General features: G+C 47.5%; 23 protein-coding genes. 13 read left to right on the forward strand and 10 right to left on the reverse strand.

Features of this window, described 5'->3' with window-relative positions:
• The first annotated feature begins 2 nt into the window (after positions 1-2).
• Together NZD89_RS05270 and NZD89_RS05275 are read left to right on the forward strand one after the other, a co-directional pair.
• Positions 3-536: a hypothetical protein gene (locus NZD89_RS05270; RefSeq protein WP_268006714.1), complete on the forward strand. Its 534-nt coding sequence runs from the start codon at positions 3-5 to the stop codon at positions 534-536.
• A 63-nt stretch (positions 537-599) separates the two neighbouring features.
• Positions 600-1,148: a hypothetical protein gene (locus NZD89_RS05275; RefSeq protein ID WP_268006715.1), complete on the forward strand. Its 549-nt coding sequence runs from the start codon at positions 600-602 to the stop codon at positions 1,146-1,148.
• A 194-nt stretch (positions 1,149-1,342) separates the two neighbouring features.
• Here the strand turns inward: NZD89_RS05275 and NZD89_RS05280 are convergent, their stop codons facing one another.
• The 3 genes from NZD89_RS05280 to NZD89_RS05290 all read right to left on the reverse strand — a co-directional run bounded on the left by NZD89_RS05280 (position 1,343) and on the right by NZD89_RS05290 (position 3,453).
• Positions 1,343-2,035, reverse strand: coding sequence for an MAE_28990/MAE_18760 family HEPN-like nuclease (locus NZD89_RS05280; RefSeq protein ID WP_268006716.1), 693 nt, complete (start codon positions 2,033-2,035; stop codon positions 1,343-1,345).
• A complete protein-coding gene (locus tag NZD89_RS05285) occupies positions 2,032-3,138 on the reverse strand; it encodes a GmrSD restriction endonuclease domain-containing protein (RefSeq protein ID WP_268006717.1) in 1,107 nt (368 codons plus the stop codon). Before NZD89_RS05285 ends, NZD89_RS05280 begins: the two co-directional genes overlap by 4 nt.
• Before the next feature lie 105 nt (positions 3,139-3,243).
• Entirely contained in the window at positions 3,244-3,453 is a 210-nt protein-coding gene (locus tag NZD89_RS05290) for a hypothetical protein (protein ID WP_268006719.1), read from the reverse strand.
• Between the two features lie 288 nt (positions 3,454-3,741).
• On the opposite strand from NZD89_RS05290, the gene istA reads away from it, so the two are divergent.
• The 3 genes from istA (at position 3,742) to NZD89_RS05305 (ending at position 8,356) form a co-directional block, all read left to right on the forward strand.
• Complete coding sequence (istA, locus tag NZD89_RS05295) at positions 3,742-5,232, forward strand: IS21 family transposase (protein WP_268005360.1); 1,491 nt, start codon at positions 3,742-3,744, stop codon at positions 5,230-5,232.
• Positions 5,219-5,959, forward strand: a complete 741-nt coding sequence (istB, locus tag NZD89_RS05300) for an IS21-like element helper ATPase IstB (protein WP_268004193.1) — start codon at positions 5,219-5,221, stop codon at positions 5,957-5,959. Before istA ends, istB begins: the two co-directional genes overlap by 14 nt.
• A 1,275-nt stretch (positions 5,960-7,234) precedes the next feature.
• A complete protein-coding gene (locus tag NZD89_RS05305) occupies positions 7,235-8,356 on the forward strand; it encodes an IS110 family RNA-guided transposase (RefSeq protein ID WP_268006720.1) in 1,122 nt (373 codons plus the stop codon).
• A gap of 276 nt (positions 8,357-8,632) precedes the next feature.
• Here the strand turns inward: NZD89_RS05305 and NZD89_RS05310 are convergent, their stop codons facing one another.
• From NZD89_RS05310 to NZD89_RS05325, 4 genes are all read right to left on the reverse strand, one after another.
• Positions 8,633-8,920: a hypothetical protein gene (locus tag NZD89_RS05310; RefSeq protein ID WP_268006721.1), complete on the reverse strand. Its 288-nt coding sequence runs from the start codon at positions 8,918-8,920 to the stop codon at positions 8,633-8,635.
• Positions 8,921-10,830: 1,910 nt separating this feature from the next.
• Positions 10,831-11,013 carry a hypothetical protein gene (locus tag NZD89_RS05315; RefSeq protein WP_268006722.1) on the reverse strand — a complete coding sequence of 61 codons (183 nt, stop codon included), beginning with the start codon at positions 11,011-11,013 and terminating at the stop codon, positions 10,831-10,833.
• A 1,211-nt stretch (positions 11,014-12,224) separates the two neighbouring features.
• Positions 12,225-12,650 (reverse strand): helical membrane plugin domain-containing protein, encoded by a 426-nt coding sequence (locus NZD89_RS05320; protein ID WP_268006723.1) that lies wholly within the window; start codon positions 12,648-12,650, stop codon positions 12,225-12,227.
• Positions 12,651-12,717: 67 nt separating this feature from the next.
• Positions 12,718-13,500, reverse strand: coding sequence for an alpha/beta fold hydrolase (locus tag NZD89_RS05325; RefSeq protein WP_268006724.1), 783 nt, complete (start codon positions 13,498-13,500; stop codon positions 12,718-12,720).
• Between the two features lie 144 nt (positions 13,501-13,644).
• Between NZD89_RS05325 and NZD89_RS05330 the strand changes: the two genes are divergently transcribed.
• Positions 13,645-14,067 carry a hypothetical protein gene (locus tag NZD89_RS05330; protein WP_268006725.1) on the forward strand — a complete coding sequence of 141 codons (423 nt, stop codon included), beginning with the start codon at positions 13,645-13,647 and terminating at the stop codon, positions 14,065-14,067.
• Between the two features lie 369 nt (positions 14,068-14,436).
• Positions 14,437-14,820 (forward strand): response regulator, encoded by a 384-nt coding sequence (locus NZD89_RS05335; protein WP_268006726.1) that lies wholly within the window; start codon positions 14,437-14,439, stop codon positions 14,818-14,820.
• A 492-nt stretch (positions 14,821-15,312) separates the two neighbouring features.
• Here the strand turns inward: NZD89_RS05335 and NZD89_RS05340 are convergent, their stop codons facing one another.
• A complete protein-coding gene (locus NZD89_RS05340) occupies positions 15,313-15,525 on the reverse strand; it encodes a hypothetical protein (RefSeq protein ID WP_268006727.1) in 213 nt (70 codons plus the stop codon).
• A gap of 1,644 nt (positions 15,526-17,169) precedes the next feature.
• Positions 17,170-17,727, reverse strand: coding sequence for a GNAT family N-acetyltransferase (locus tag NZD89_RS05345; protein ID WP_268006728.1), 558 nt, complete (start codon positions 17,725-17,727; stop codon positions 17,170-17,172).
• An 84-nt stretch (positions 17,728-17,811) separates the two neighbouring features.
• Between NZD89_RS05345 and NZD89_RS05350 the strand changes: the two genes are divergently transcribed.
• From NZD89_RS05350 to codY, 5 genes are all read left to right on the forward strand, one after another.
• Positions 17,812-18,033: a helix-turn-helix domain-containing protein gene (locus tag NZD89_RS05350; RefSeq protein WP_268006729.1), complete on the forward strand. Its 222-nt coding sequence runs from the start codon at positions 17,812-17,814 to the stop codon at positions 18,031-18,033.
• The gene (locus NZD89_RS05355) at positions 18,026-18,607 is read left to right on the forward strand and encodes a helix-turn-helix domain-containing protein (RefSeq protein WP_268006731.1); all 582 of its coding nucleotides are present in this window, start codon (positions 18,026-18,028) and stop codon (positions 18,605-18,607) included. The genes NZD89_RS05350 and NZD89_RS05355 overlap by 8 nt, the downstream gene beginning before the upstream one ends.
• A 73-nt stretch (positions 18,608-18,680) precedes the next feature.
• Positions 18,681-18,866: a hypothetical protein gene (locus tag NZD89_RS05360; protein WP_268006732.1), complete on the forward strand. Its 186-nt coding sequence runs from the start codon at positions 18,681-18,683 to the stop codon at positions 18,864-18,866.
• Between the two features lie 65 nt (positions 18,867-18,931).
• Positions 18,932-19,249, forward strand: coding sequence for a YerC/YecD family TrpR-related protein (locus NZD89_RS05365; protein ID WP_268006733.1), 318 nt, complete (start codon positions 18,932-18,934; stop codon positions 19,247-19,249).
• A gap of 317 nt (positions 19,250-19,566) precedes the next feature.
• A complete protein-coding gene (gene codY, locus NZD89_RS05370; RefSeq protein WP_268006734.1) occupies positions 19,567-20,355 on the forward strand; it encodes a GTP-sensing pleiotropic transcriptional regulator CodY in 789 nt (262 codons plus the stop codon).
• A 137-nt stretch (positions 20,356-20,492) separates the two neighbouring features.
• On the opposite strand, the gene NZD89_RS05375 is transcribed toward codY, so the two are convergent.
• On the reverse strand, positions 20,493-21,878 hold the full coding sequence (locus NZD89_RS05375) for a dipeptidase (RefSeq protein ID WP_268006735.1): 1,386 nt from the start codon (positions 21,876-21,878) through the stop codon (positions 20,493-20,495).
• Positions 21,879-22,128: 250 nt separating this feature from the next.
• Between NZD89_RS05375 and NZD89_RS05380 the strand changes: the two genes are divergently transcribed.
• Complete coding sequence (locus NZD89_RS05380; RefSeq protein WP_268006736.1) at positions 22,129-22,992, forward strand: serine O-acetyltransferase; 864 nt, start codon at positions 22,129-22,131, stop codon at positions 22,990-22,992.
• Position 22,993: the final 1 nt, after the last annotated feature.

The following is a 22,993-nucleotide window of genomic DNA, read 5'->3' on the forward strand; positions in this document are numbered from 1 at the left end:
ACGTGGTGAACGCAACTGGGATTTACGCAGTGATCGTAACAATCGTAGGTAGTGGCGCATTTACTCATCTCTTGAATCGTGTATTTGGGCCCAGAGCGGTGAAGGTGGAGAAGGCGGCAGTTACAGTCGCATCGGAAGCAAAGCCGTTTGTGGCGGATGGTATCCATGCAGTCGAGGACTTGCTCAAGTTGCCGGAATTGGCCGGGGTTAAAGCGAAGCTGGATCATGCGGAAGCAGACTTGCAGAACACAAAACTTGTTCTACTGGCCGGGCAGGTTCTGCACGCGACCGGGAAACGGTTGGATGCTCTTACATCTAACCAGAAGACAGGGATTGCACTCGTGGTAAGCACGGAAGCGGCAAAGATTGGACTACCTGTCACGCAGGCATCCGTATTGGCCGCGCTCGCTACTGCTGATAAAGCGGTGGACGTGATTGGCGCGCTTCCGTTGTTCCAGAGCGCAAAAGAGATCGATGCGTCGGCGCCCGTACAACAGGAGCAAAGTTCTCCTTCGAGTGAGGGACAGGCATCGTAAATAAGGCCGTATGCCGGGGCAGCACATGGTTCACCATACTATCGACGAAAGGAGAGAGTATGGTTGAAAAGGATTAAAGTTATAATTTGTGCCCTCCTGATCTGTATAAGTGCAGCCCCGGCTTGGCATGTGCCCAGAGCGTACGCACAAACACAAACCGTAAGTGCAACTGTCACGTTCCGTGTCGTATCTGCTGCAGACTATCAAGGATTAAAAGGTGCTCGAGTGATTGTCGTAGACAGCAGCGGGCGAGTCATTACATCAGGGCTGACGAACTCCAACGGTGTTTGGTCTGTCCCTTTAACAGTGAACTCAGACCCACGTTTTGACGGTTTGGGGGTTGTAACTGCCATTTGTGTGGCTAATGGCTATAACGAAAATGTAGTGTTTGAGGTTCCGGTACGACAAGGTACGGTTCAACCCATTACTTTGTATCCGGTAAAGCCTAAGCTTCGCAATGAAGCATCGGCCTCGTTGGGACAACTCCATCACTTAGATGTCATTGAAATTGTAAACAAATACGCATCACAGATGGGCTTGGAGAGACAGCCCGGTCTTTCGGGGGAATCCGGCTATGCGCCGTGGGGACCTAACCTGAAACGAGCGGAGTGACACGCAATACGTCGACAGACGGTGGTCGCTTGCCTCATCATTTCTCCGATTGAAACCTGTGTAACATAAGTTCTAGCTATCGCTGTATGCTGACATCAACTCTTCGGTGAACCTTATGCAGATAGGACGGCGTAGGCCGTCCTCTTTTGTACCGCTCTCCCCAGTATCTATGGACTGTGTATCGGTAGATATTCCTATACAGGCATGTTCGATGACAGGCTGGGGGATTGTACTACAAAAGCTGACCGCAGATATTTATGGCCTAATACCGCGGATTCAATTTCACTACGGAAAATTTCAAGAAGTTCAATGACATCTTCATGAAGATCTAGATAACTTTTAAAATCAAACTCCAGGTATTGACCATGGGCAATATGATTTCTGGAGGATAGTAAGGTTACATCAATTAAGTTTCGCTTACTTTCAAACTTTGAGAAATCAACTCCGATTGTAAGCGAAATATCTTCTAGTACTTCGGAATTTAAATTGGAACGCGTGTTAATTGCCGTTTCCGTAGTTACGGATAGCCTCGTTGATAATTCGTCGATCATAAATTTTACCACTTCATTCAATGCTGCGACACTATGACTCGCATTCTCTATCCTCTGCTTTATTGCCAGGGCCACAAAATTAGGGGCAACCTCGGCATATTTCAGCCTACGAATTGATAGGTAAGTCACGTACAGAGTCGCTGAGTATTTTACGAACCCCTCCCAGTGTGCATAAAGTACAGGTATAGCACTGCGTATAAGGCTTTTGACACGAGTCGATGTTTTATTTTCTTGGATTGTGAGCTTGAGGTCTGAAAGCTCTTTTTTTCTCCACGCCATCTCTTCTCCAATAGCGTCAATAAATTCCTCTGGGGTCCGCGGCTTTTGCTTACTCATTTTGTAAACAACTGCCGACCTAGGGAAACCGTCCGCGGAACACGGGTAGACGCACGTGATCCGGTAGATGCTGGAAAATGAACAGAGTCCCAAAGTTGTTTTATTTTTTTAGTTAATTGGGCCCCGTTAAAATCGGATTCGGACAAATCACGAAAATGGTATCCTATTCCTAGAGCGATAACTTCAAAAGATGATACCAAAAATGCACCAATAAATTTGTCTCTGTATTTGTCGTACTTTCTAAAACTGTCTTCCCTTAAAGTTTGATTCAACAATGAAAATGTATAACGAAAAGCCTTTTCTTCTTCGTCAAAATCAAACTCAGAGGTTGCTAATTCGACCATTTTGTTTGTAAGGAACTCAGTCAAGTCTCCAATATTTTTCAAATCGTCTTCTGTACTTCTTCGAAACACCATAAATCTTAGAAGGAGTTCCATATCATATTGTTCTTCCATTTGTCTCTCTGTGAGAGGAAGGCAGTTGACGAATTCCTCTTCTTTAGACAATTTTCTCATCCACAGATACATCTGCCTATTTATCATAATAAGTATGCAGTTTCTAATTTCTTGGTCAGAAAGCTCTGTACCACCTGTGTTTAAACGTTGAAATAATTCATATTTACTCTTTTCGTCGCTACCTTTAAGGATAATTTTAACGTCGAGTTTCGAACGTTTGATATATAGGCGCTGTGCAAGCGTGAATGAGTTCAGGTCGTCATCACCATCACCGATCCATTTTTTCCCCTCCAAAGAAGGAAGTTCAGAGGTTTTTTCTAAAACCAGTGGGGGGAGAAGGTTTTTTTCTTCATCTCTTAATATGCCCGCAAATTGAAACAATGTAGATAAGCGCTGCAATCCGTCAATAACATCCCAAACACCATTGTGACTTTGGTAAACAAAAATAGGGGGCAATGGTATTCCCAGTAGTATTGATTCAATCAGCCTTGACTTTTGCGAAAGAGACCATCGATAAAACCGTTGAAATTCTGGGTGAATATCCATTTCCTTGTTCTCGTACAAATTCATTAATTCCCCGATGGACATAGAGTAACTGTCTGTTTGTATTTCAGAACTCTTTATATCGATCTCATCTTGCAAAGACATAAATAACTTCCTTCCATCATCACCCACGGTATTTGCAAACATGATACCAAGAAATGTTTGGTTAGGGTCGAAAATTTTAATTACTGGCCTTTTACAATTAACATTTCACCTTCGCGTTACCGCATACCTCACCAACGCTCCATCCTTCATCTCCATCCAAACTCCATCGGGCTCCAACTCCGCTACCCGCATCTCATGCTCCACAGCCAATTTGTGAATGGCCTCTTGATCCGTTCCCGCTTCGATAAGCGTATATGTAGGGTATCGATGTGTAGATGCATCAACGTGAGTCGGGTAGAAACTGTATGCAGCCATGTTGCCTCCAAAAGAAAAAACCGCCCTCTGTGCAGGGGCGGATGAGAATAAGGGCTTAAGATACCATAATACACTATCTGGGTAGTGTTGCAACCTTATATATGTGTATGGTCAAATAAAAATGGAGGTTTCGATCATCAGAAATTCCCTGATCTAATCATTAAGAAATCCTTGCTGATGTCATCAGGAAATCCCTGATCTGATCTGGAAATTTCCCTGGTGTATCTCTCCTAATTGTGTCATTTGCTTCTTACAATCCTCTTTGTAGAAATGCGAGGAGGAGAAAGGATGACGATGAGTATGGAGCAGATTCACCGGATCAAGGAACTGCAACTCCAAGAGAAAGGAGCGTATCAGATTGCAAAGGAATTGGGGCTAGATCCCAAGACCGTTCGGAAATACATGAAGCAGGAGGACTTCTCCCCAAGGCTGCCTGTGCCAGTGTCTAAGCCATCCAAGTTGGATCCCTACAAACCAACCATTGATGCATGGCTTCTTCAAGATGCTAAAAATCGGTACAAGCAACGTCATACGGGGAAGCGAGTATATGACCGACTCGTGAAAAAGTTTCCGGAGTTCAACTGTTCGTACCCGACCGTGAACCGATACGTGACCGCATTTCGTCAACGCCAGCACCTTAGTAAGAAGGGCTATCTTGAACTTCAGTGGCATCCTGGAGAGGCTCAGGCTGATTTTGGTGAATGTGATGTGATTGTAAACGGCGTGCGACGCGTTACGAAGTATCTGGTGGTATCTTTCCCGCATAGCAATGCAGGATTTGTTCAGTGCTTTCTCGGTGAAACTGCTGAATGCTTATGCCAAGGATTAATGGACGTCTTTTATCATATTGAGGGTGTTCCGTCACGACTTGTGATTGACAATGCCACAGCAGCCGGCAGGCGAATTGGAGAGCTAGTTCGCCTTACACAGTTGTTTAAGCGATTCCAAGCCCATTTCGGATTTGAGATTACATTCTGCAATCCGAATAGCGGTCATGAAAAAGGAAATGTGGAGAACAAGGTTGGTTACGCTCGGAGAAATTACATGGTTCCCCTACCATCCAAAGTGTCATTGCATGAGTGGAACACTGAATTATTCGAACTATGCGATTTGGATAATAGCCGCGAGCACTACAAGAAAGGAGTACCTATCTGCGAGTTGTTTGAGAAGGACAAGGAAGCCATGCGAGCACTCCCAAACGCGCCGTTTGAATCTTGCCGATATGGGCATGTAAAGACCAACGGCTATGGCAAGTTCATACTTGATGGCAAGCACACTTATTCTTCCTCGCCGCTGTATGCAGACCGGGAGATTATTGTCCGGATCGGCGCACATTTCATTGAACCACTTGATGAAGCGGGTGACGTTATCTCTCGCCACGAAAGGGAGTTCGGTACAGAGCGGACAGACACAGTCGACTGGTTAACGATGCTAGATCAATTGATTGTAAAACCAGGAGCATGGCGAAACAGCCTGATGCGTAGCCAAATGTCCTACGAGGTTCGTGATTACATGGATGAGCAGGACAAGAGTGGGTTACGGCAAGCGTTACGCCTCATGAAGGATTTGTCTAACCAATATGGCTTGGACGTTGCGGTGACTTCGATACAGGAAGCAATTGTTCGCAAACGCACACAAGGCATTGAGGTCAATGCAGCAGTTGTTGCGGCTCGGATTGCTCACTACGGTCTGGATACGCCAGGGGAGCCTGGACCCGACATGAGCCAGTATGATGTTTTACTACCCGCATTCGGAGGTGAAGTGCATGGACCGCAGTGAGATACGACTAGAAATCTCACAATACTGCCGACAATTAATCCTGAGTCAGAATGCGGTACGGTTATGCGATTTAGAAGCTACGCCAAGACAGGAGGAGTTTCTACATAAGGTGTTCCGGGAGGAATTGGAGCACCGCGAGCGTCAGCGGAGAATTCGTTTATTTCAACGAGCTGCGTTCCCTGTACGAAAAACGCTGGAGGGGTACGAATTCAGTTCACTTCGCCTGCCCTCTACCTTGTCCCTGGATGAACTGACTTCGTGTCAGTTTGTCCAGGAGAAAAAGAACCTCGTTCTGTATGGTCCTGTCGGCACTGGTAAGACACACCTTGCCATTGCCTTAGGAACGAAAGCGTGTGAGATGGGAATTGTTACGAGGTTTTTCACCGCAGCATCCCTGGTGACACGACTGAGCGAGAGCAAACGCGCTGGATCTTTAGAACGCATAATGAAGGAACTAGAAAAGGCTCAGCTTGTGGTCATTGATGAGTGGGGTTACCTTCCGATGGACCGTGAAGAGGCGCAGCTATTATTTCAAGTGGTTGCAGCTAGTTACGAGAGACGAAGTTTGGTGATCACCACGAATCTGGAGTTCTCCAAATGGGGCGGTATTTTCACGGATGACCAGATGGCTGCTGCAATGATTGACCGTCTGGCGCACCATGGACAACTTGTTGTGTTTGAGGGAGAAAGCTACCGACTAAAACACGCATTGATGCGGCAAAAATGACCCAAACAGAACTGGAAATACACCAGGGAATTCTCGTGATAATACCAGGGGATTTTAGTTGATCACACCAGGGAAAAATCGATGATTACACCAAGGAAAAAGTGATGATAAAACCAGGGAAATCTTCTTGACAAAACACACTTATATATGCAGCGTCTGTATGGTGATGGACTAGTGTGGTTATTCGGTAATTAGTATCCTCGACGGCACCCTGGGCATCCAGGAGTTACATGCCTATGGTGAGATCGTAATGGTGGCTCCCGTGGAACAAGCTCTCGGCATGCGATGTACTAAGCAACAGATGGAGGACATGTCGAAGCATCCGCTCGTTAAGAATTGTATCGACGTAACAGAGAAAATTGCAGAACTGCATAGGACGCTACCAGAGGATTTCAAGGCGGAGGGTACTTATTTTGTGCCGTTTCGGACATCCTGAAACTCCTGAGTGCTTGCTGCATGATAAGGCCGCACCTATTGGTAATGACGACAAGGGAGCAGTTTTGTTACGTGTATGTATGGGAGGAGAAGGCTTGAAATGTGCGCTTACAGGTATCAAACCTTCTCACGAGATTATTGTATCAAATTAGTTAACATAATTATTTGGTGAAGTATTGGGAAAAAATCCACACTTGAAAGCCTGTAACATTGACGGTCCAACTCACTATCAATCCATTAGAAATTCTATATGAATTTTTTACCATGGAAAGGATAAGCTATAGTATCAGAGTGCTATTGCATAATGATACCGCGCCCCAGTGCAACGGGTGATGACATCTAGAGGGCGCGGTTTTTATTTCCTTTTCTTTTCATCTCGTTCGATGCGTTCCAGGGTACGTAAAGCCCAGAGCCCATATCCCACATTGAGTAAGACACCAAATAAACTATGTCCAAGTAGGCAAATGGTTGCAAGTATAATACTGAGATAGATATCAAACGACATGAAACGTTTGTTAAATCGATAATGGCGTCTCACTGTAACACCCGTTTCGTTACCTCTTTATTTTTTATCTTTCCCGAGGCGGCGTGGCGAGATGCGTCCTAAATTATAAGGAAATACATCTTCATCAATGGTGCGGCATGATTTATCTGCCACTGCCATTCTGATTAACTAAGACGTGAGATTGGGCTACACTTGGAATGTATAAACATTCGCCTTCCGAGTGTAGCCCTTCTGTCGTTAGTCATAATGAACGACACCGGCCCCATTTCGTAGGTCTTGGATTACACTGAATCTTGAGAAACCAGTGCAGAGCCACATACGAAGGAGCCGATACTATGAAGACTACCACAAAGTTTGTTGGTTTGGATGTGTCTAAGGAGAAAATCGCAGTTGCAGTCGCTGACGAAGGAAGAAAAGATTCTCGGTTTGTTGGGATGATTCCACACACGGTAGAGGCGATCCGTAACCTGGTTCGTCAATTGGGAGACGAAGATGTTCAGCTGGAATTCTGCTATGAGGCCGGTCCAACTGGGTACGGACTTTATCGGTTGTTACACGCAATGGATTTGTCTTGTACAGTTATTGCACCTTCTCTTATCCCCATCAGACAGGGGGATAGGGTGAAAACGGACAAACGTGACGCATTACGACTGGCACAGTTGTTCCGAGCTGGGGAGTTAACTTCGGTGTTTGTACCGAGTGAAGAGAACGAATCATTACGGGACTTGGTACGAGCTCGAGAGGATGCCATTGAAGATAGACTCAGGGCAAGACACCAACTGTCAAAGTTTCTTCTAAGACATGACAGGCGTCCACAAACCAAGCTTCGAGCTTGGGGAAAGATGTATGAGCGTTGGTTAGATGGACTGAGTTGGACGGACCGTCGAGAGCAAGTCGTGTTCCAGGAGTATCGGCATCACTTACAGGAAATCGACGGGCGAGTCAGTCGTTTAGAGGCTGCTATTCATTTGGAGGCAACAGAAAGTGAGCGTGCTCCGGTGATTCAGGCACTGCAAACGCTACGTGGTGAAGTTGAAGCCACTTCGTTGGTTGCTGAAATTGGAGAGTTTAAGAGGTTCCGTAATCCAAAGCAGTTAATGGCATATGCAGGCTTGGTACCCAGAGAGTACTCGAGTGGCTCATCCAGGTGGCAAGGTGGAATCACAAAGACGGGAAATTCCCACTTACGACGAGTGCTCGGTGAGGCGGCCTGGTGCTATAGATATAAGCCAGCGGTCAAGAGAGCGATCAAGAAACGGCAAGAGGGACAGAGTCCGAAAGTGCAGGACATTGCATGGAGAGCACAGGACAGGCTACACCGGAAATACACGAGGATGGTATCAAGAGGAAAGCATCACAATGTGGCAGTGACATCGGTATCGAGAGAACTACTTGGTTTCATATGGGCAATTGCATGTGAGGTAGAGAATGCGATGGAGACATCGCAGGCTATGTAACTATTTGGCTCAATGTAGTAGATAGCACACAAAAAACAATTCAAGAAATGGGTTAAAGGTTGGGTCTGAAGGCAGAGGAATCCGGTACAGGGAACCCTCGTTGCCCGTTTGTGCAAGGTAATAACCTGACGCACGTGACTAGTCCGAGGCAGCCCTTTGACGGAGGTACGAAATGCGGTAACCAACCCGCGTATATCAGTCTGCCAACCGTCGACGAACCTTGCCTTCGGGCCGAGCCTTTAACCCCATCGCGAAACGGGGCTTGACAGGTGTCGTTCATATCAACGGGCAGTTATGCGCAATATAGTTGTAACTCGTAAAACTTGTAGCAGTCCTGGTATTTGCGTACGAGATATAAATAGCTCGAAATTCATCAGATTGTATTTCTAAATTATGATCTGTATCAACAAATGCTTTAATAACTGGCATCATTGCGGACTTCACACGCTCTATTGCACCTTGGGCGTTTTCATCATCTTGATCCCAGGAATTTTTGCTCGCTTTTTCTTGCTTCAATTTCTTAAGTTGAGCTCGGAAGTCTGTGAAATCATCTTTTTTACTCATGTACTGCTACCCTCCTATCTAAAACAATGTGTCATAACAGGCTATGCTTTAACATTGAAATCAGAGTGGACAGCTACCGTGGTTGCATACGCCAAACAATAATCACATGTTGAATTATATCGGCATACATATATGTTCATCAGCATTCAAGGGGCAAAACAGGTGTTGTGTTTGCATGATTCTGTGTATAGGAACGCACAGAATGGATTTGACAAATACAAAAAACTTTTGCCTGCCCTTGGATACTCACTTATAATGAAAAGAGGGTACGGACCTGTCTCCGTACCCTTGTTGGTTAATCAGACTCCTCCTACTTACGAGCCTTAGCCTTAGCCCTAGCCTTAGCCCTAGCTCTGGCAGTAGCCGTGTTCGTATTTTTATTGAAGATGTGAATATTGATCGTTACAGCCCTCATTTTAGGCTTCATCCTAATCACCTCGCTTTCTAGAATTAATAAATGCAAATGCTTGAACAACGGAACGGACAAACACCAAGTGGGTTCGATATTGGTGATTATGACCTGTCGAGTGTCAAGTTCTTTCAGGGTTAGGTGTGGTAGTGTTTATGAGCATGAATCAGTTGCTTTAGTTGGACATGGTATTCTAAATCCATTGATAGCCAAAGAACGACACCAATTGGGCTGGGAAGGTAATACAAAAGCGAGTGGAAAGTGTTGGTGTTGTAAACATATTCCTTGTTGAACAAACGGGGGCGAATGTTCAAGAAGCAGCTTCAGCAAAATACGGATGAATAAGCGTTATTTTGTATTAACATACAGAAGCTGAGTGCCTTGCAGTTGTCAGCATCGTTTGCTTGATATGTAGGCCGCTCTACTCGTGATACTTTTGTCTTGTGATAGGAACATTGGCTTAAGGCATCCGCTCTTTCTACAATCGTGCGAGTTATTCCTGTTTCACATTCCGGTAACTCGTTGAGCGCCTGGTCACAGGTGAGTGGGATGAACTGTTGATACTAATGACAGTTGAATGCTTCATTGAGGCTCGCCAACATGACAAAATCGCGGGAACTTCTCTGGGGAATATTGTTGTCACATCCTCTGAAGATCAACGATGGATTATCGCCGCTACGGAGTGGCATAAGCGAAGAAGACAATATTTAAAATCCGCAGCCCGAATCCTAAGTGCCCTAATTGGACCGGAGCTATGGAACGAGGGAGCAGCGTAGGTTGAAGATGTTTAACAGCACACTTTGGTTAGACCCGCTTCGGCGGGTTGTATGATGGTATTAGGCATCAGTGGAGAGAGGCGCTTGCTGATGACGACCAGCAGGCGTCTTTTTTTGTATGCCTGCAGTAAATCTCCGTCCAGCGAATGGAGTGACCTATTTCGGTGGTAACTCGCAACAGTTTCCTTCGAAACGATATCAGCAACCCTCTCGGTCTCTGCCACCGCTCTCGTGGGCATTCGCCCGTATCCAATCGTGCGTTCTGCCCATACGATACAGGGCATTAGGAACTGGGGGCAAAGAGGAGTTGAATCGATGGATAAGAGGAAACAATCTTCTCGGTACGTAGTGCTCGATTTAGGAAAAAGCATTTCCACTGATCTACTGGCAACGCCTTGTTCAATGTCTCTTGAGGTTCAAAGATCCCAAATTGATGGGTATCCCTATAGTTGCCTTAGCGTGAAAAAAGTAATTCCCTGTACGTTTAAGAAAGGCAAGTTGTATAAGTTGTGATCGTTGAATCCGTCTTAATTATTTTAGGATTTGGCGGTATTGTGTTTACTCGATGGAAACTAAGGGAACGGGTTCTAAAACGCACAAACCGTCATAAATCATCAAGGGAAGAAAAGAGGAGGACAATGTAGCCCCTTATACAGTTGATGGGGTATTGCGGCAGAACAACGAGGGGTGCAACGATGACCCCTCTTGTTGTTTGCCTTCGTGAATTACGCCCTGTGTTTCATCTCCATCCAAACGCCATCCGGTTCCAGTTCAGCCACCTTCATCTTGTGTTCCACAGCCATTTTGTGAATAGCCTCTTGATCCGTCCCAGCGTCGACAAGCGTATATGTTGGGTACCTGTGCGTAGACACATCAACGTGTATTGCGTAGAAACTGTATGTAGCCATGCTACCTCCAAAAGAAAAAAACCGCCCGAAGGCGGAGGATAATGGTACAGCTTTATATATGCTGTATAAATTCATCGGAGTATATCCTTTCGTATCATGGGTAAAACTAAAGATGCGACTAGGCCATCATCCTTCGGGATGCGGGCCTGTTTTTGTGTTACCTCCGAAATGAAAAAGTCTCACCCTGGTCCGCTGTCTCTCGACGCGCGTGGTGAGCTCTGTCGTTGATTTTAATATCCGCGTTAGTCTGGATTAAATTTATTTATATGGGCGTTTGCCCATTACGAAGCGTTGATTTCGCCCATATATTACGACATCTCGTAAATGAGAGGAGAAGCACGATGTCGATCAGGAAGAAATCGCGTTATGTTGTTCTTGATTTGGGAAGTAGCATCAATCCTGATGATTTATTCGAAACAACGTCAATGTCATTTGAGGTTCGTAGAGCGGATAATCAAGAGCGACCCTATACAAGGTATTCCGTGAAGCGTGCTATACCGTGCAAATACGAGCAGGGAAAATTATACAGGTGGCATTAGAAGTCTAAAATGAAAATCAACTGAGACGTATCCTCCTTGCTAGCCCCTGCAACGATGCAAGGGCAATTTTTGTTTCCAGGTGCAACGCGTGTGTTGTCATGTACAGTGTTTTGAGCGGCCCGATTTGAATTGTGTATGACGAAATCATTTACTAGGATCCATACCTATCGCCAAGTAATCCCTAAGGTTTAAGGCCGTTTTTCTTATTTAGTCGCATTTCTTGCTGTGTTGCCTAAAGAGTTTGTCGTACTACCAATCGCGTTTGTAGTACCCCCAATGGTATTCCCAACGGCGTTCGTAGCGCTACCAACTGCATTACCGGTACTATTTGCAGCCCTTTGTGCGCCTTCACCACAACCCGTTACTAATAAAGTGGGGAGGACCAAACAGACTATGAGCCTACGGACATTCATTCAATTGTCTACTTTACTGGCAATTCGCATAAATCACATTTTTATTTTTCCGTGTGACAAACGTATTATGCATTTTATAAATAACAGCAATATTCTGAACTAAGGTTCTCATCTTGGGTTGGAGTATGTGTGTTAAATTAGGTTATGCGCGACTTTCCATTGGCCAGAATTGGCGACTATACTTCGTGCTTCCATCTTCGTGAAAAGTAAGCCGGGCAACACCAACTTGTAATTGAAATTGTGGGTCAATTAGATACCATTACTGAATATACTTTCTTCGAATATTTTCTTCTCGACGCTCGTTTATAAGGGATAGTAGCGCCTTCATGAACTTGAGGTTTCTTTGTACTGTGGGATCTTTAAACATTTTATACATACCAATCATGCCTACTTTAGAAGTGTCGCACTTGGCTCGTTTTTGTGCAGCATTAGCTAAAACAACGCCGTGTTCCAACCTATCCTGAATAGGTTCGATATCTCCGAACATGGATTTTTCTAGAATGTCCGTCATTTCGGTATCCTTTAGTAGTGATTGCGTTAGATCGTACATTGCAGAAGTGATCTGCATCATTTCTGTTAGCTTTGGAAGCATGCGAATTGAAGTTTCAAGAAATTCTTTTACTTCTGGTTTCACTATTGAACCCAATATATCAGAATGATTCTCATCAAATGGGTGTTCAATCACTTCGTATCACGCCTTTCACCGTAATTATGCGATAAAATTCTACAATCATACCTATCCCGCGCGGATATCAAAAATTGCTCACCTCATGAGTCTTGACAAACTGTTCTATTCGTTTATTCAATGCAGGGGCAGCTTTGGTCGGAATTTGATGCTTAATGTTTTGAACGAATGTCAGTTCACTGTTGGGCAGCCGGTCATGCAAGACGCGGCTATAGGAATGAAATCCATGGTCTTCAACTCCATACACAAGTAATACGGGAACGTGAATCAACTTCAGACGAGCTGTACAGTTATAATGAAGACTGGCTCGGTAGTATTGCTCCATGTTTTTTGGATTGCCCAGCTTTGATTCCTGGTAAGTTTTCCACATCAACCCTTTGGTATCTGAATTGCTCCACGATAGGGATAAAGCTAGTGGACGTATTGCACCAATTTTTGTGGATAGAATACCCAGCCGAATCCGAGTTGCCAGTCGAAAGTCATGTATTTCCGACATTCCACCAACTAAAATACCTCCTAAAGCTCGGTTAGGGTGTGTCAACAGAAACTCAAGCACGATGGATGCCCCAGTTGAGTAGCCACACAGATACGCCTCTTTGATCTCAAGGTGATCCATTAAATGTATTATGTCCTCAACGATGAGCGGATAGGTTATCGCTTGCTGAGAGGCTTGGCTTCTGCCGTGTCCCCGTATATCGAATCGAACGGTTAAAAAATTCCGTGATAATCCCTCCATCTGGTGAAGAAAACTTATGCTGCTTAATACAGGCGGGTGAACAAGGATAATCGGGGTTCCTCGTCCCATTTTTTCATAAAAAATATTTACGCCATTGAGTTGTGCACTTGGCATTCGGGTCTGCACCTAATTTCGACTTTGGACTAATAACTCTTACAGAAAGAGTCCCCAAAGCGCTCTGTTTTCATCACACTACAGCCAAAGGTTAGAAAACCAATCTACAAAAGATGGTGGGTTTATCCCGTTGGTCTCGTGGTATTGCTCATCATTATCGGCGTTGCGAACGGGGGAAACAGTAACCCTAAAGCGTCCCAACCTGTGGTATCAGCTTCATCGGCCAGCACGCAAAGCACATCAACCAAACAAACTTCGGATCCTGTTCAAAAACAGTCTGCTTCACAACCTGACTTCACGATTAAAGTTACGGGTAGTTCCGGCCTACCGTTTTCCGGTGATGTGATGGTTGCTTCTTCAGATGGTTCGTCAAACTCTGAAACGATTTCCGCGTCTGTACCTAAAACCATTACGATTCAAAAGGCCGCAATGATTTCTGTTGTATTTCAGAATCAAGGAGCAACCGGATCGTTCAATGTAGCGATTTATCACGACGGAACATTAGTTAAAGAGGGATCAACATCATCTCAGTACGGAGCAGTAACAGTTGCAAGCCAGTTGTATTGACCCATTTTGTAACGGTTCAGAACCCCACCCTGCTACGGATGGGGTTCTGATACCAGTTTTATGAAATTTGTAGATCGATGTTTGCCCGGGGGCTCGTCTACAAATGATCTACAAAACCTCATGAATCACAGTGCTCTTCATGAATCAAGAATGCTTATATTGCGCTGTTTGTTGTCTTATGGAATATGGTAAATAGGACTAGTGGCACTCCGTACCGGGGATATTTAGCAAAAACGAAAGGTGAGACTTAGTGAGTAGGGGAGATAAGAAAGTCCAATTTGCGCCATATGTACCTATTTGGATAAAGGAAACAGTGGTCAGTAAAGGGATGAATCCTATGACAGCCATGGTTACCATGGGGGCGTCGTCGTGAAAGTACGTGTTCTGTTGGTTGATGATTCACGGGAGGCCCTGGAATTATTGGAGTTGTTGTATAGTTTTAGAAACGCCGATGTCGTGGGCACAGCTTTAAATTTCGAACAAGCCAAGGAGATCATTGAACGTAATAATATAGACATCATTTCTATTGACATTAATATGGGTGAATTTTGCGGTTTTGATTTGTGCCGTACTGTTCGTCGTACTAGACCTAACGTATTCATTACTATGTGTTCTGCTTCTGACAGCGAACAAGACCAGCGTATGGCGAATTCTTGTGGGGCTCATTATTATTTGCAAAAACCCATTGGATTTAACGATATAGATGAATTGATGAAGGCATATTTTTTATGGCTGGCCGGGCATAGGACATAGAAGTACTTGTTTCTGGCGGTTGATGTAGAGTTCCCCCTGGTTCATTAGGCGCCCTGTCTTCAAAAAGCAGGGCTTATTTTATTTTGTGAGTGTTGATAAAATGTGAAGGATACATATGCATTGACGACATATGATTTTATGAGTAACTTGGTGTAAAAAGTAAATAAAGGGTGATGGCATGTTTTACTGTCTGAGATGCCAATGTCTTGTACCAAGAGAACGTGCTCAATGGATTTATCGTACGGGGTTTCGAATTGTTAAGGGAAACGCTTTCATTTAGGCAGGTGTGGTGAGAATCTTTGTTCAACTCTAGACAAAGTTGAGGTTTGGCAGGCGTAAAAGTAGCGCAAGTTTTCAGTTTCGAGCTGGAGGCGACGATTATTTTTCCGGCACATCATACCTCACGAGTCCCCCGTCCTCCCTCTCCATCCACTGTGAAAGTAAAGAGCACCTCGACTCACGTGGGGCGAAGTGCTTTTATGAATCAACGCATTATACAGCGACATTTTCGTTGCTTTTATCAGACTGTGAGATGATCTCCACGTACTTCATTGAGCCCCTGTGTACGATACGAGTCGAACCAGACAGTTTCTTTTCTTGTCTCTCGACGAAACGTTCTAACAATGGGACGCCGCCTAACAGGGCAAAACCAAGGATGGCGAGTTTGGTAAATACGATAAAGTACATATAAATCGGCGCTGTCATTTAGACCAACCCCCTTGTTACGATATCGTTTGACGCTGTGATTATAACGCCGTATTGGGGGTAATACAGAGGTGAAATCAAGTGTTTGAGGATTTGTAAAAAAATGTTGATAATATGTTCATTAATTGTATTAACTTCGGACACATAGATGAAAAATTGCAACAGATGGTCAACAGGTCATAAGCCATCACATACTCCTTAAATGAGGCCTGTATGTAGCCATGTTGCTACAAAAAGAAAAACCGCCCTCTGTGCAGGGGCGGATAAAATAAGGGCCACGATACATAATACACTACTTGGGTACTGTTACAATCCCATATACCGCGTCTGTTGGTGATGACTAGGCGCGGTTTTCTGTTAATTAGTATCCTCGACGGCACCCTGGGCATCCAGGATCCACTACGACGTTTCGTGTCATTGGTACATAATAGTGCCGCGGTACATTTACAATTACGTGGCGGTTAACATTCACGATAGGATGGATATATGGTACCTCTCGTGGACTGTAACAGTTCCGCACATTATAAAGCGGTGGGCAAATGTGAGCAGGACATCTCATTGCATACACACCTCCATCGATCCATGGTATGAAGTAGTACATGAAGACGGGCATCAGAATGAAACCGACGTTAGCCTGCTACAGAAGTACAAATGAATTGGCTCATCCTGGCCCGCTGTCTTTCAACGTGTATATTGTCTAATGTCTCGCGCAAGTTATAGTAACTGCGCCGTCATCAATGGTGATCAAATGACACGTTATAAGTCCCCGTAGGAGTGTTATTCTAGCCTGGTTTCTCGGCGGCCTACAGCAAAGCCTACGAAGAGGTGAGTGCTTGAGAAAGTCAAAGAGCACTTGGAGCACCTGATGTCATTATTGGCGCTATATCCGCGGTTAGTCTTTTGGCTGTCTTCCTTATTGCAATTTACCTATCCCATCAAGACATCCTACTCGCAAAAGATGCCCAACAGGCCGCAAACGAGTCCGACGAACCTTTTCAACAGATACGCTCATGGTTTTCACAAATTGTTCATGATTTCACCGCTTCTCGCCAGTGAGGTGAGCAATGAATTTTATACCGTGTGAATGGGAATACTGCGTATCCCTGATACAGCTGCTGCAATATCATATAGCCGTGCCCAATTGGTGATAGTACCGAATGGGCACGGCTGTTGGTGTTTAACGGAGCCCATCGAATTTGTCACCAAATGAAGATAGCAGCAGGTTAGAATTTTTAATCCGTTCCCGGATACATTACGAGCGACCCAGAACAGGGATATCCGTTCATTTCGGCACTATGGACGGATGCCCCCTCCTTTTGTAGGCCGCGCTAGCCAACATGGGTCACCGGTGAGCGCGGTTTTGTTGTGCTGTGACCGGTTACCACAACACCTCAAAAACGTTGTATTCGGGTCTATTTCATGATTTCTACAGTTGTGAAAATCAACCGTAGGCGGACGATAAATCTGGCCGAAATTTTATTTCGAGACCCGAAGATTAGCAATCGATTTGCACGGTGCCGCAATACCTTCATAGCGACATGCGAAAAACCCTGATATGATAAGGGCTTTGACCGATTGCTCTAGTCTGAGTCTACAAATGTAGAATCATTGACGAGGTTCGGTCAATGACCACCTGTAAAATCGTCATAATTCCTGCACATATAACACGCTTGTCCGCTGCTCCTCCCACGCTCTCCGCCGCAAGAACCTGTACCAGGGGTCATCGGTCATGGACATCGTCACTTGTGTCGAGGGCCAGGGCAGGTTGTGCATCGCCCTGCGCGCGGGAACGTTTTGTTCTTCCACCACGAAAACGAGGAACTTCGCACCATAGACGTCCCTGGCCAGGCGACGTTGATGGCGCTTCACCTCTACGTTGTGCCCTTTTCCACGACTTGTGAGCACAAGGTAGGTGCCGGCCTCAGCTGCTTGGATTCCTTTCGGCGCAAAGGTCGCATCGACGACGGCGACGGTCGTGAAACCGATGGCGTCTCCACCTTGTGCCCTGCGGACGAGTTCCAACCGGCCTGTGCACAGCGTAACCCGCGCTGACCAATCGGCGACAAAGCGACGACAGAGGGGCAGGTTGCAGAGGGTCGCAGGCCACCTCCCATCGTCGTGAGCGGCTTGGTACAAGGCGGTGAATTGATCCGTGTCGGCAAGTTCAAATCGCAAGTTATCTGGATACAAGTTATCGGTCATCGGAATTTCCCCAATTGTGAAAAAAATTCTACCGATCCCCTACGATTTCTGGTATTCTTTACGCAATCGTAGAAAATACTTGGAGTGGTTCGCTTGGGAGAACTAGCTCGGCGGTTAAAATACTATCGAAAAATGCGCAATTTGTCAGTGCGCCAATTGGCTCACCTCGCTAGGGTGAGCGTTAGTTACGTCTACGCCATCGAGTCCGGCGCGAGGGGGAGCAACGCCGCGAAACTAGGTCAGATTGCGGAAGCGCTGGGCGTGCGGTTAAGCGATTTGTGGGGAGACACGGAACATCATGAGTGAACCTTGGAACCATTTGCGCGCGTCGCGAGAGGCGGTCGGTTGGACGCAGGGGGACGTCGCTCGGGGGATTGTCGCGCAGTCACACTATTCACTCATCGAACAGGGCGTGCTCGTGCCCAGCGACAAAGTCGCCGCGCAATTGGCGATGCGCCTGCGCATCCAAGTGGATCGGTGGGGTGAACAATGGGTGCCCTATCGGCGCGCATTCCAAGCCAGGCAGCGATGTTGGAGGTCATTTGCCAAGGACGGCTTCATCGCGCCTGAGCACCTGTGCGCACTTCGCGACGCCACACTGCTCGTCGATTTCGAATGCTATGCGCAGTACCTCGACGTATCGACCGCGAGTCCGGAGGTCGCTTGTCAGCGCCTGGCGAATGCGCGTCGACAACTGTGTAGCATTCGCGCAATGCACGTGCCACAACGCATGCGGCAGTGGGGGGACATTCGGTTGCGGATTGTGCTCGCGATGGTCGAATCGCAGTTGCAGAAGCGGTTGGATAGACACCAGGCGGCGACGGCCTGGGCGCTTCGCGCGAATCGCATGATGCACGAAGTGCCGGCATTTTGGCATTGACGGTCCATTTTAAGCCTACGAGTCCACTTCTTTCGCAGGAAATGTGTACAATGAGGTGAAGGAGATGGTGTGCGTGGATACTTCTGAGAGGGTCGGTTATCGTGATGCAGTCCGGCAGGTACACAGGGCGTTCGAGCATCGGATTCACCATTTGCAGGAGGCACTGAAGGTTGCGAGCGGCGACAAGGCAATTGAAATCAAGCACCGGATAGACGAAATTGAACATTTGATGGAAATTGTCGATTCACTTCATCGCTAGGATCGCACAAGAGAGTTTGTTACAATGCTATGTAGTACGCTGCTGCTGTAAAGGGTGAAAGCTACGTGACGCTCGACAAATTGCGTTCGAAGGATATTGAGCGCCTATTTCAGGCCATTTTAGCGCTCAATTCGGAAGACGAGTGCTTCAAGTTTTTTGACGACATATGCACCATTGGCGAGATTCAGTCCCTCGCACAGCGCCTCGAAGTCGCGCGCATGTTGCGGGAGGGCGCTACGTATCACGCCATCGAAGCGAAAACAGGTGCGAGTACGGCGACTATCAGCCGCGTGAAACGCTGCCTGCACTACGGGTCGGACGGCTACCGTTTGATTTTGGATCGGCTGGACGGACCGGTTGATGAGCCGCCGATTCATGGGTGATCTGTGTCTCGCGGTGTAAGTCGGTCTTAAAGGGCCCGCGAAGTTGCGGGTTTTTTTTGTGTTTTCGACCCGATTTGACATTTCTCGAGCTTCTTTGTAGTCTTCATATGGCGCATTTAGCGTATGAATTGTATTCGGACGGCGAATGATTTACACAAGAAATACAATTCTTTCATTTCATAATAGAGGTACAAAGGTGTCCAATGTGTTAGAGTGGACTGGGCACCGCTGTTGTCTTCGACAGGGATTGTATATCGCGTGTCCGTAAACAGTGCATGTGTCGGACGACCTCTTAAACGGTTAGGGGAAGAGAAAACGTGGATTTGTTGAACAAGGTGCGGGAACTGGGGCAATTGTTGCACAGTTCCAATGACCAAGTAGAATTTGATGATGTCGCTGAATTTCTCAGTAAAGTCATGAGCTGTAACGTCTACATCGTTGGGCGCAAGGGCAAGATTCTCGGTTATGGAGTTGCAGAGCACGCGCTGACCGAGGAATGGTTGGATATCATGACGAAGGACCAGCGGTTCCCTGGAGACTTTAATAAACACCTGCTGCGCATCGAGAACACCGTGATGAACCTCGACGACGCGGGGAAGGAACCTTTCTACGTATTTTCTCCTGAGGAGAATGATTCGTTCCGGAGTAAATACATCAGTATTGCACCTGTGATCGGCGCCCGGGAACGCCAGGGAACTTTGGTATTCGCGCGTTCCGCACGACCGTTCGAACAAGACGATATCGTCTTGGCTGAGTACAGCGCGACCATCGTTGCGTTGGAAATCGTACACGCACGCCAGCAACAAAAGGAGGAGGAGTCGCGTCAACGCGCCCTGGCGCACCTCGCGGTCGAATCTTTGAGCTTTTCCGAGTTGCAAGCGGCGAAGTACTTGTTGGATGCCGTGCGCGAGTCCTCTGACGGCATCGTCGTCAGCAGCCAAATCGCTGACGAGCACGGCGTGACCAGGTCGGTCATCGTCAATAGCATTCGCAAGTTGGAGAGCGCAGGGACGATTGAGAGCCGCTCGCTCGGCATGAAGGGAACGCACCTACGCGTTCTGAACGCTTTCGTCGAGGACGAAATCGCTCGCCAGTTCGAGCGCTGAGTTCCGTTTGCGCGTCAAAAACCGGCTAATGAAGAGGGGCTGCCTTCAGTACAGGTGTACTGAAGGCAGCCCCCAATTTCGTCGACCGATGCGGCGGACACGTCCACTCAGTGCCCGCCTTTGTCTAGTGAATCGACTCAGTTGGGGGCATTCCCCAACACGGTCGGTAAATTTAAATAGTAGTAGCACAGCGTACGCAGACCCTTGTCGAAGTTGTCCAACGAGAAGTGTTCGTTGGGGGCGTGGAAGTTTTCGTCACTAAGTCCAAAGCCCATCAGTACGATAGGGATGTGGAACAACTGCGAGAACGTTTCGACGACTGGGATGGAGCCACCCATCCGCGTAAATACAGCTTGCACACCGTAGGCCTTGGTATACGCCTGCGCCGCCAACTGGATGGCCGGATGGTCATAAGGTGCAAGGTAGGGATGGCCACCCTCTTGGCGAATGAGCGTAACCGTGGAACCAACGGGCGCGTGCTTCGTGACGTGGGCTTCGATGAGATCTAGAACTGTGTTCGGATCTTGGTCAGGCACGAGTCGGCACGTGATTTTGGCATGTGCCTCATTGGGAATGACCGTCTTCGTGCCCTCACCTTGGAACCCGCCATAGATGCCGTTGAGTTCGAGCGTCGGGCGCGCCCACAGCCGTTCTAGCGTCGAATATCCCGGTTCACCATGCAGTGCCGGCAAATCTAGTGATTTGCGATAGGCCTCGTCATCGTGGGGGAGTTTTTCGTATTCCAGGCGTTCTGCAGGGCTGAGCTCCACAACCTCGTCGTAGAAACCGTCCACCGTGATGGTGCCGTCCGGCGCGTGCAATGTGTCGAGCAGTTCCACGAGTGCGTGAACGGCGTTTGGAACCGCTCCGCCGTAGAGACCCGAGTGCAAGTCCGAGTTCGCCGTGCGCAGGTCGATTTGGCAGGCCGCGAGCCCGCGAAGACCGTAGCAGATGGACGGTTGGTCCGGGGCGAGCATGGTGGTGTCGGAGATGAGGACGAGATCTGCCTGGAATTTCGCTTTATGTGCTTCGAGGGTGGCCTCTAGGTGGGCAGAGCCCACTTCTTCCTCGCCTTCGATACAAAACTTGATATTGAGTGGAAGTTCGCCGTTCTCTTTCAGGATGGCCTCGAGCGCTTTGATATGCATGAACGTAGGGCCCTTGTCGTCGCTCGCACCGCGCGCATAGATTTGGTTGTCGCGAATGTCCGGTTCAAACGGTGAACTTTGCCAGAGATGGAGCGGATCGACCGGTTGAACGTCGTAATGGCCGTAGACGAGTACGGTGGGTTTGCCCGGCGCGTTGAGCCAGTCTGCATAGACGACTGGATGGCCGGCGGTCTCCACTATCTCGGCGTTCTCAAATCCAGCTTCCGTAAGGGCTTCAGAGAGGAATTGCGCGGCGTGGCGAACGTCGCCCTTGTGTTCTGACAACGCGCTGATACTGGGAATGGAGAGCAGGGACTTCAGTTGTGCGAGATGGTCCTCCCGATGCTCTTTCAGATGGCGTTCGATGGCTTCCATATGTATTGAGAACTCCTTTCGGCAATGATGTCATCGCCAATCATTCACTGGTTATGAGCATACAGCAAAACGGGGGAGGGATGGAAGCGACCTCGCAATCCCTAGTTTCCTCCTGTGTTTGCAGAGTTTTTTCTGACGATTTAACGATGTATACTGACAGTTGAGTGTATTGTGATGACATCTTGCGCGAAGGTCGGGAAACACCTTTTCGAAGAGATACGAAACATGCGGGAGCGGGGAGAGAGAACGAATGAACAGTCAGCAAATTGCAGCGCATTTAATGCAAAACAGTTGTCGTATGTTCAAGGGTCGCACCTGTCATCCCGAGCCGGAAGCCATTCGGGAGATTGTGCTGCACGCGCGCGCAGCCTTGTTGCCCAATTACTTTGAGCCGCAAGTGACCGAGACACACGCGCAGACAATCGACAGGCTTCATCAGGTATTGACGGAACAGATTCACAGAGCGAGCTACCAGGAGTGCATCCACAAGGGTGGAACCGAGGAGACGCGCCGTACGGCGGCCCAGAAGTCGACGGCGTTCGTCGAACAGCTGCCGCTTTTGCAAGATATGTTGTACGAGGACGTCATGGAGACGTTGCAGGGGGACCCAGCTGCAACTGGCCCGGACGAGATCATCCTCACGTATCCAGGTATTTTGGCGCTCGGCGTCTACCGTGCTGCGCACGAGCTCGTCAAACTCGGCGTACCTCTGTTGCCGAGAATGATGACCGAGTACGCGCATCGACTGACCGGCGTCGATTTGCACCCAGGAGCCACCATTGGTCGGAGCATCATGATCGATCACGGAACGGGTATCGTCGTGGGCGAAACTGCAGTGGTTGGCAATCATGTAAAGATCTACCAGGGTGTCACCCTTGGTGCGCTGTACTTCCCGAAGGATGAACAAGGGATGATGTTGCGCGAGGTCAAACGCCACCCGACCGTGGAGGACTACGTGATTCTCTACTCCAATTCGACTGTGCTCGGCGGTGAGACCGTCATTGGCCACCACAGCGTCATCGGCAGCAATACGTGGGTGACGCGCAGCGTTCCGCCGTATTCGAAGGTGACTTACGAAACGGAAAGCGTCGTGCGGACGCGCGAGGCGCATTGAG

It is taken from the genome of Alicyclobacillus fastidiosus (genome assembly GCF_026651875.1).
Classification (GTDB): Bacteria; Bacillota; Bacilli; order Alicyclobacillales; family Alicyclobacillaceae; genus Alicyclobacillus; species Alicyclobacillus fastidiosus.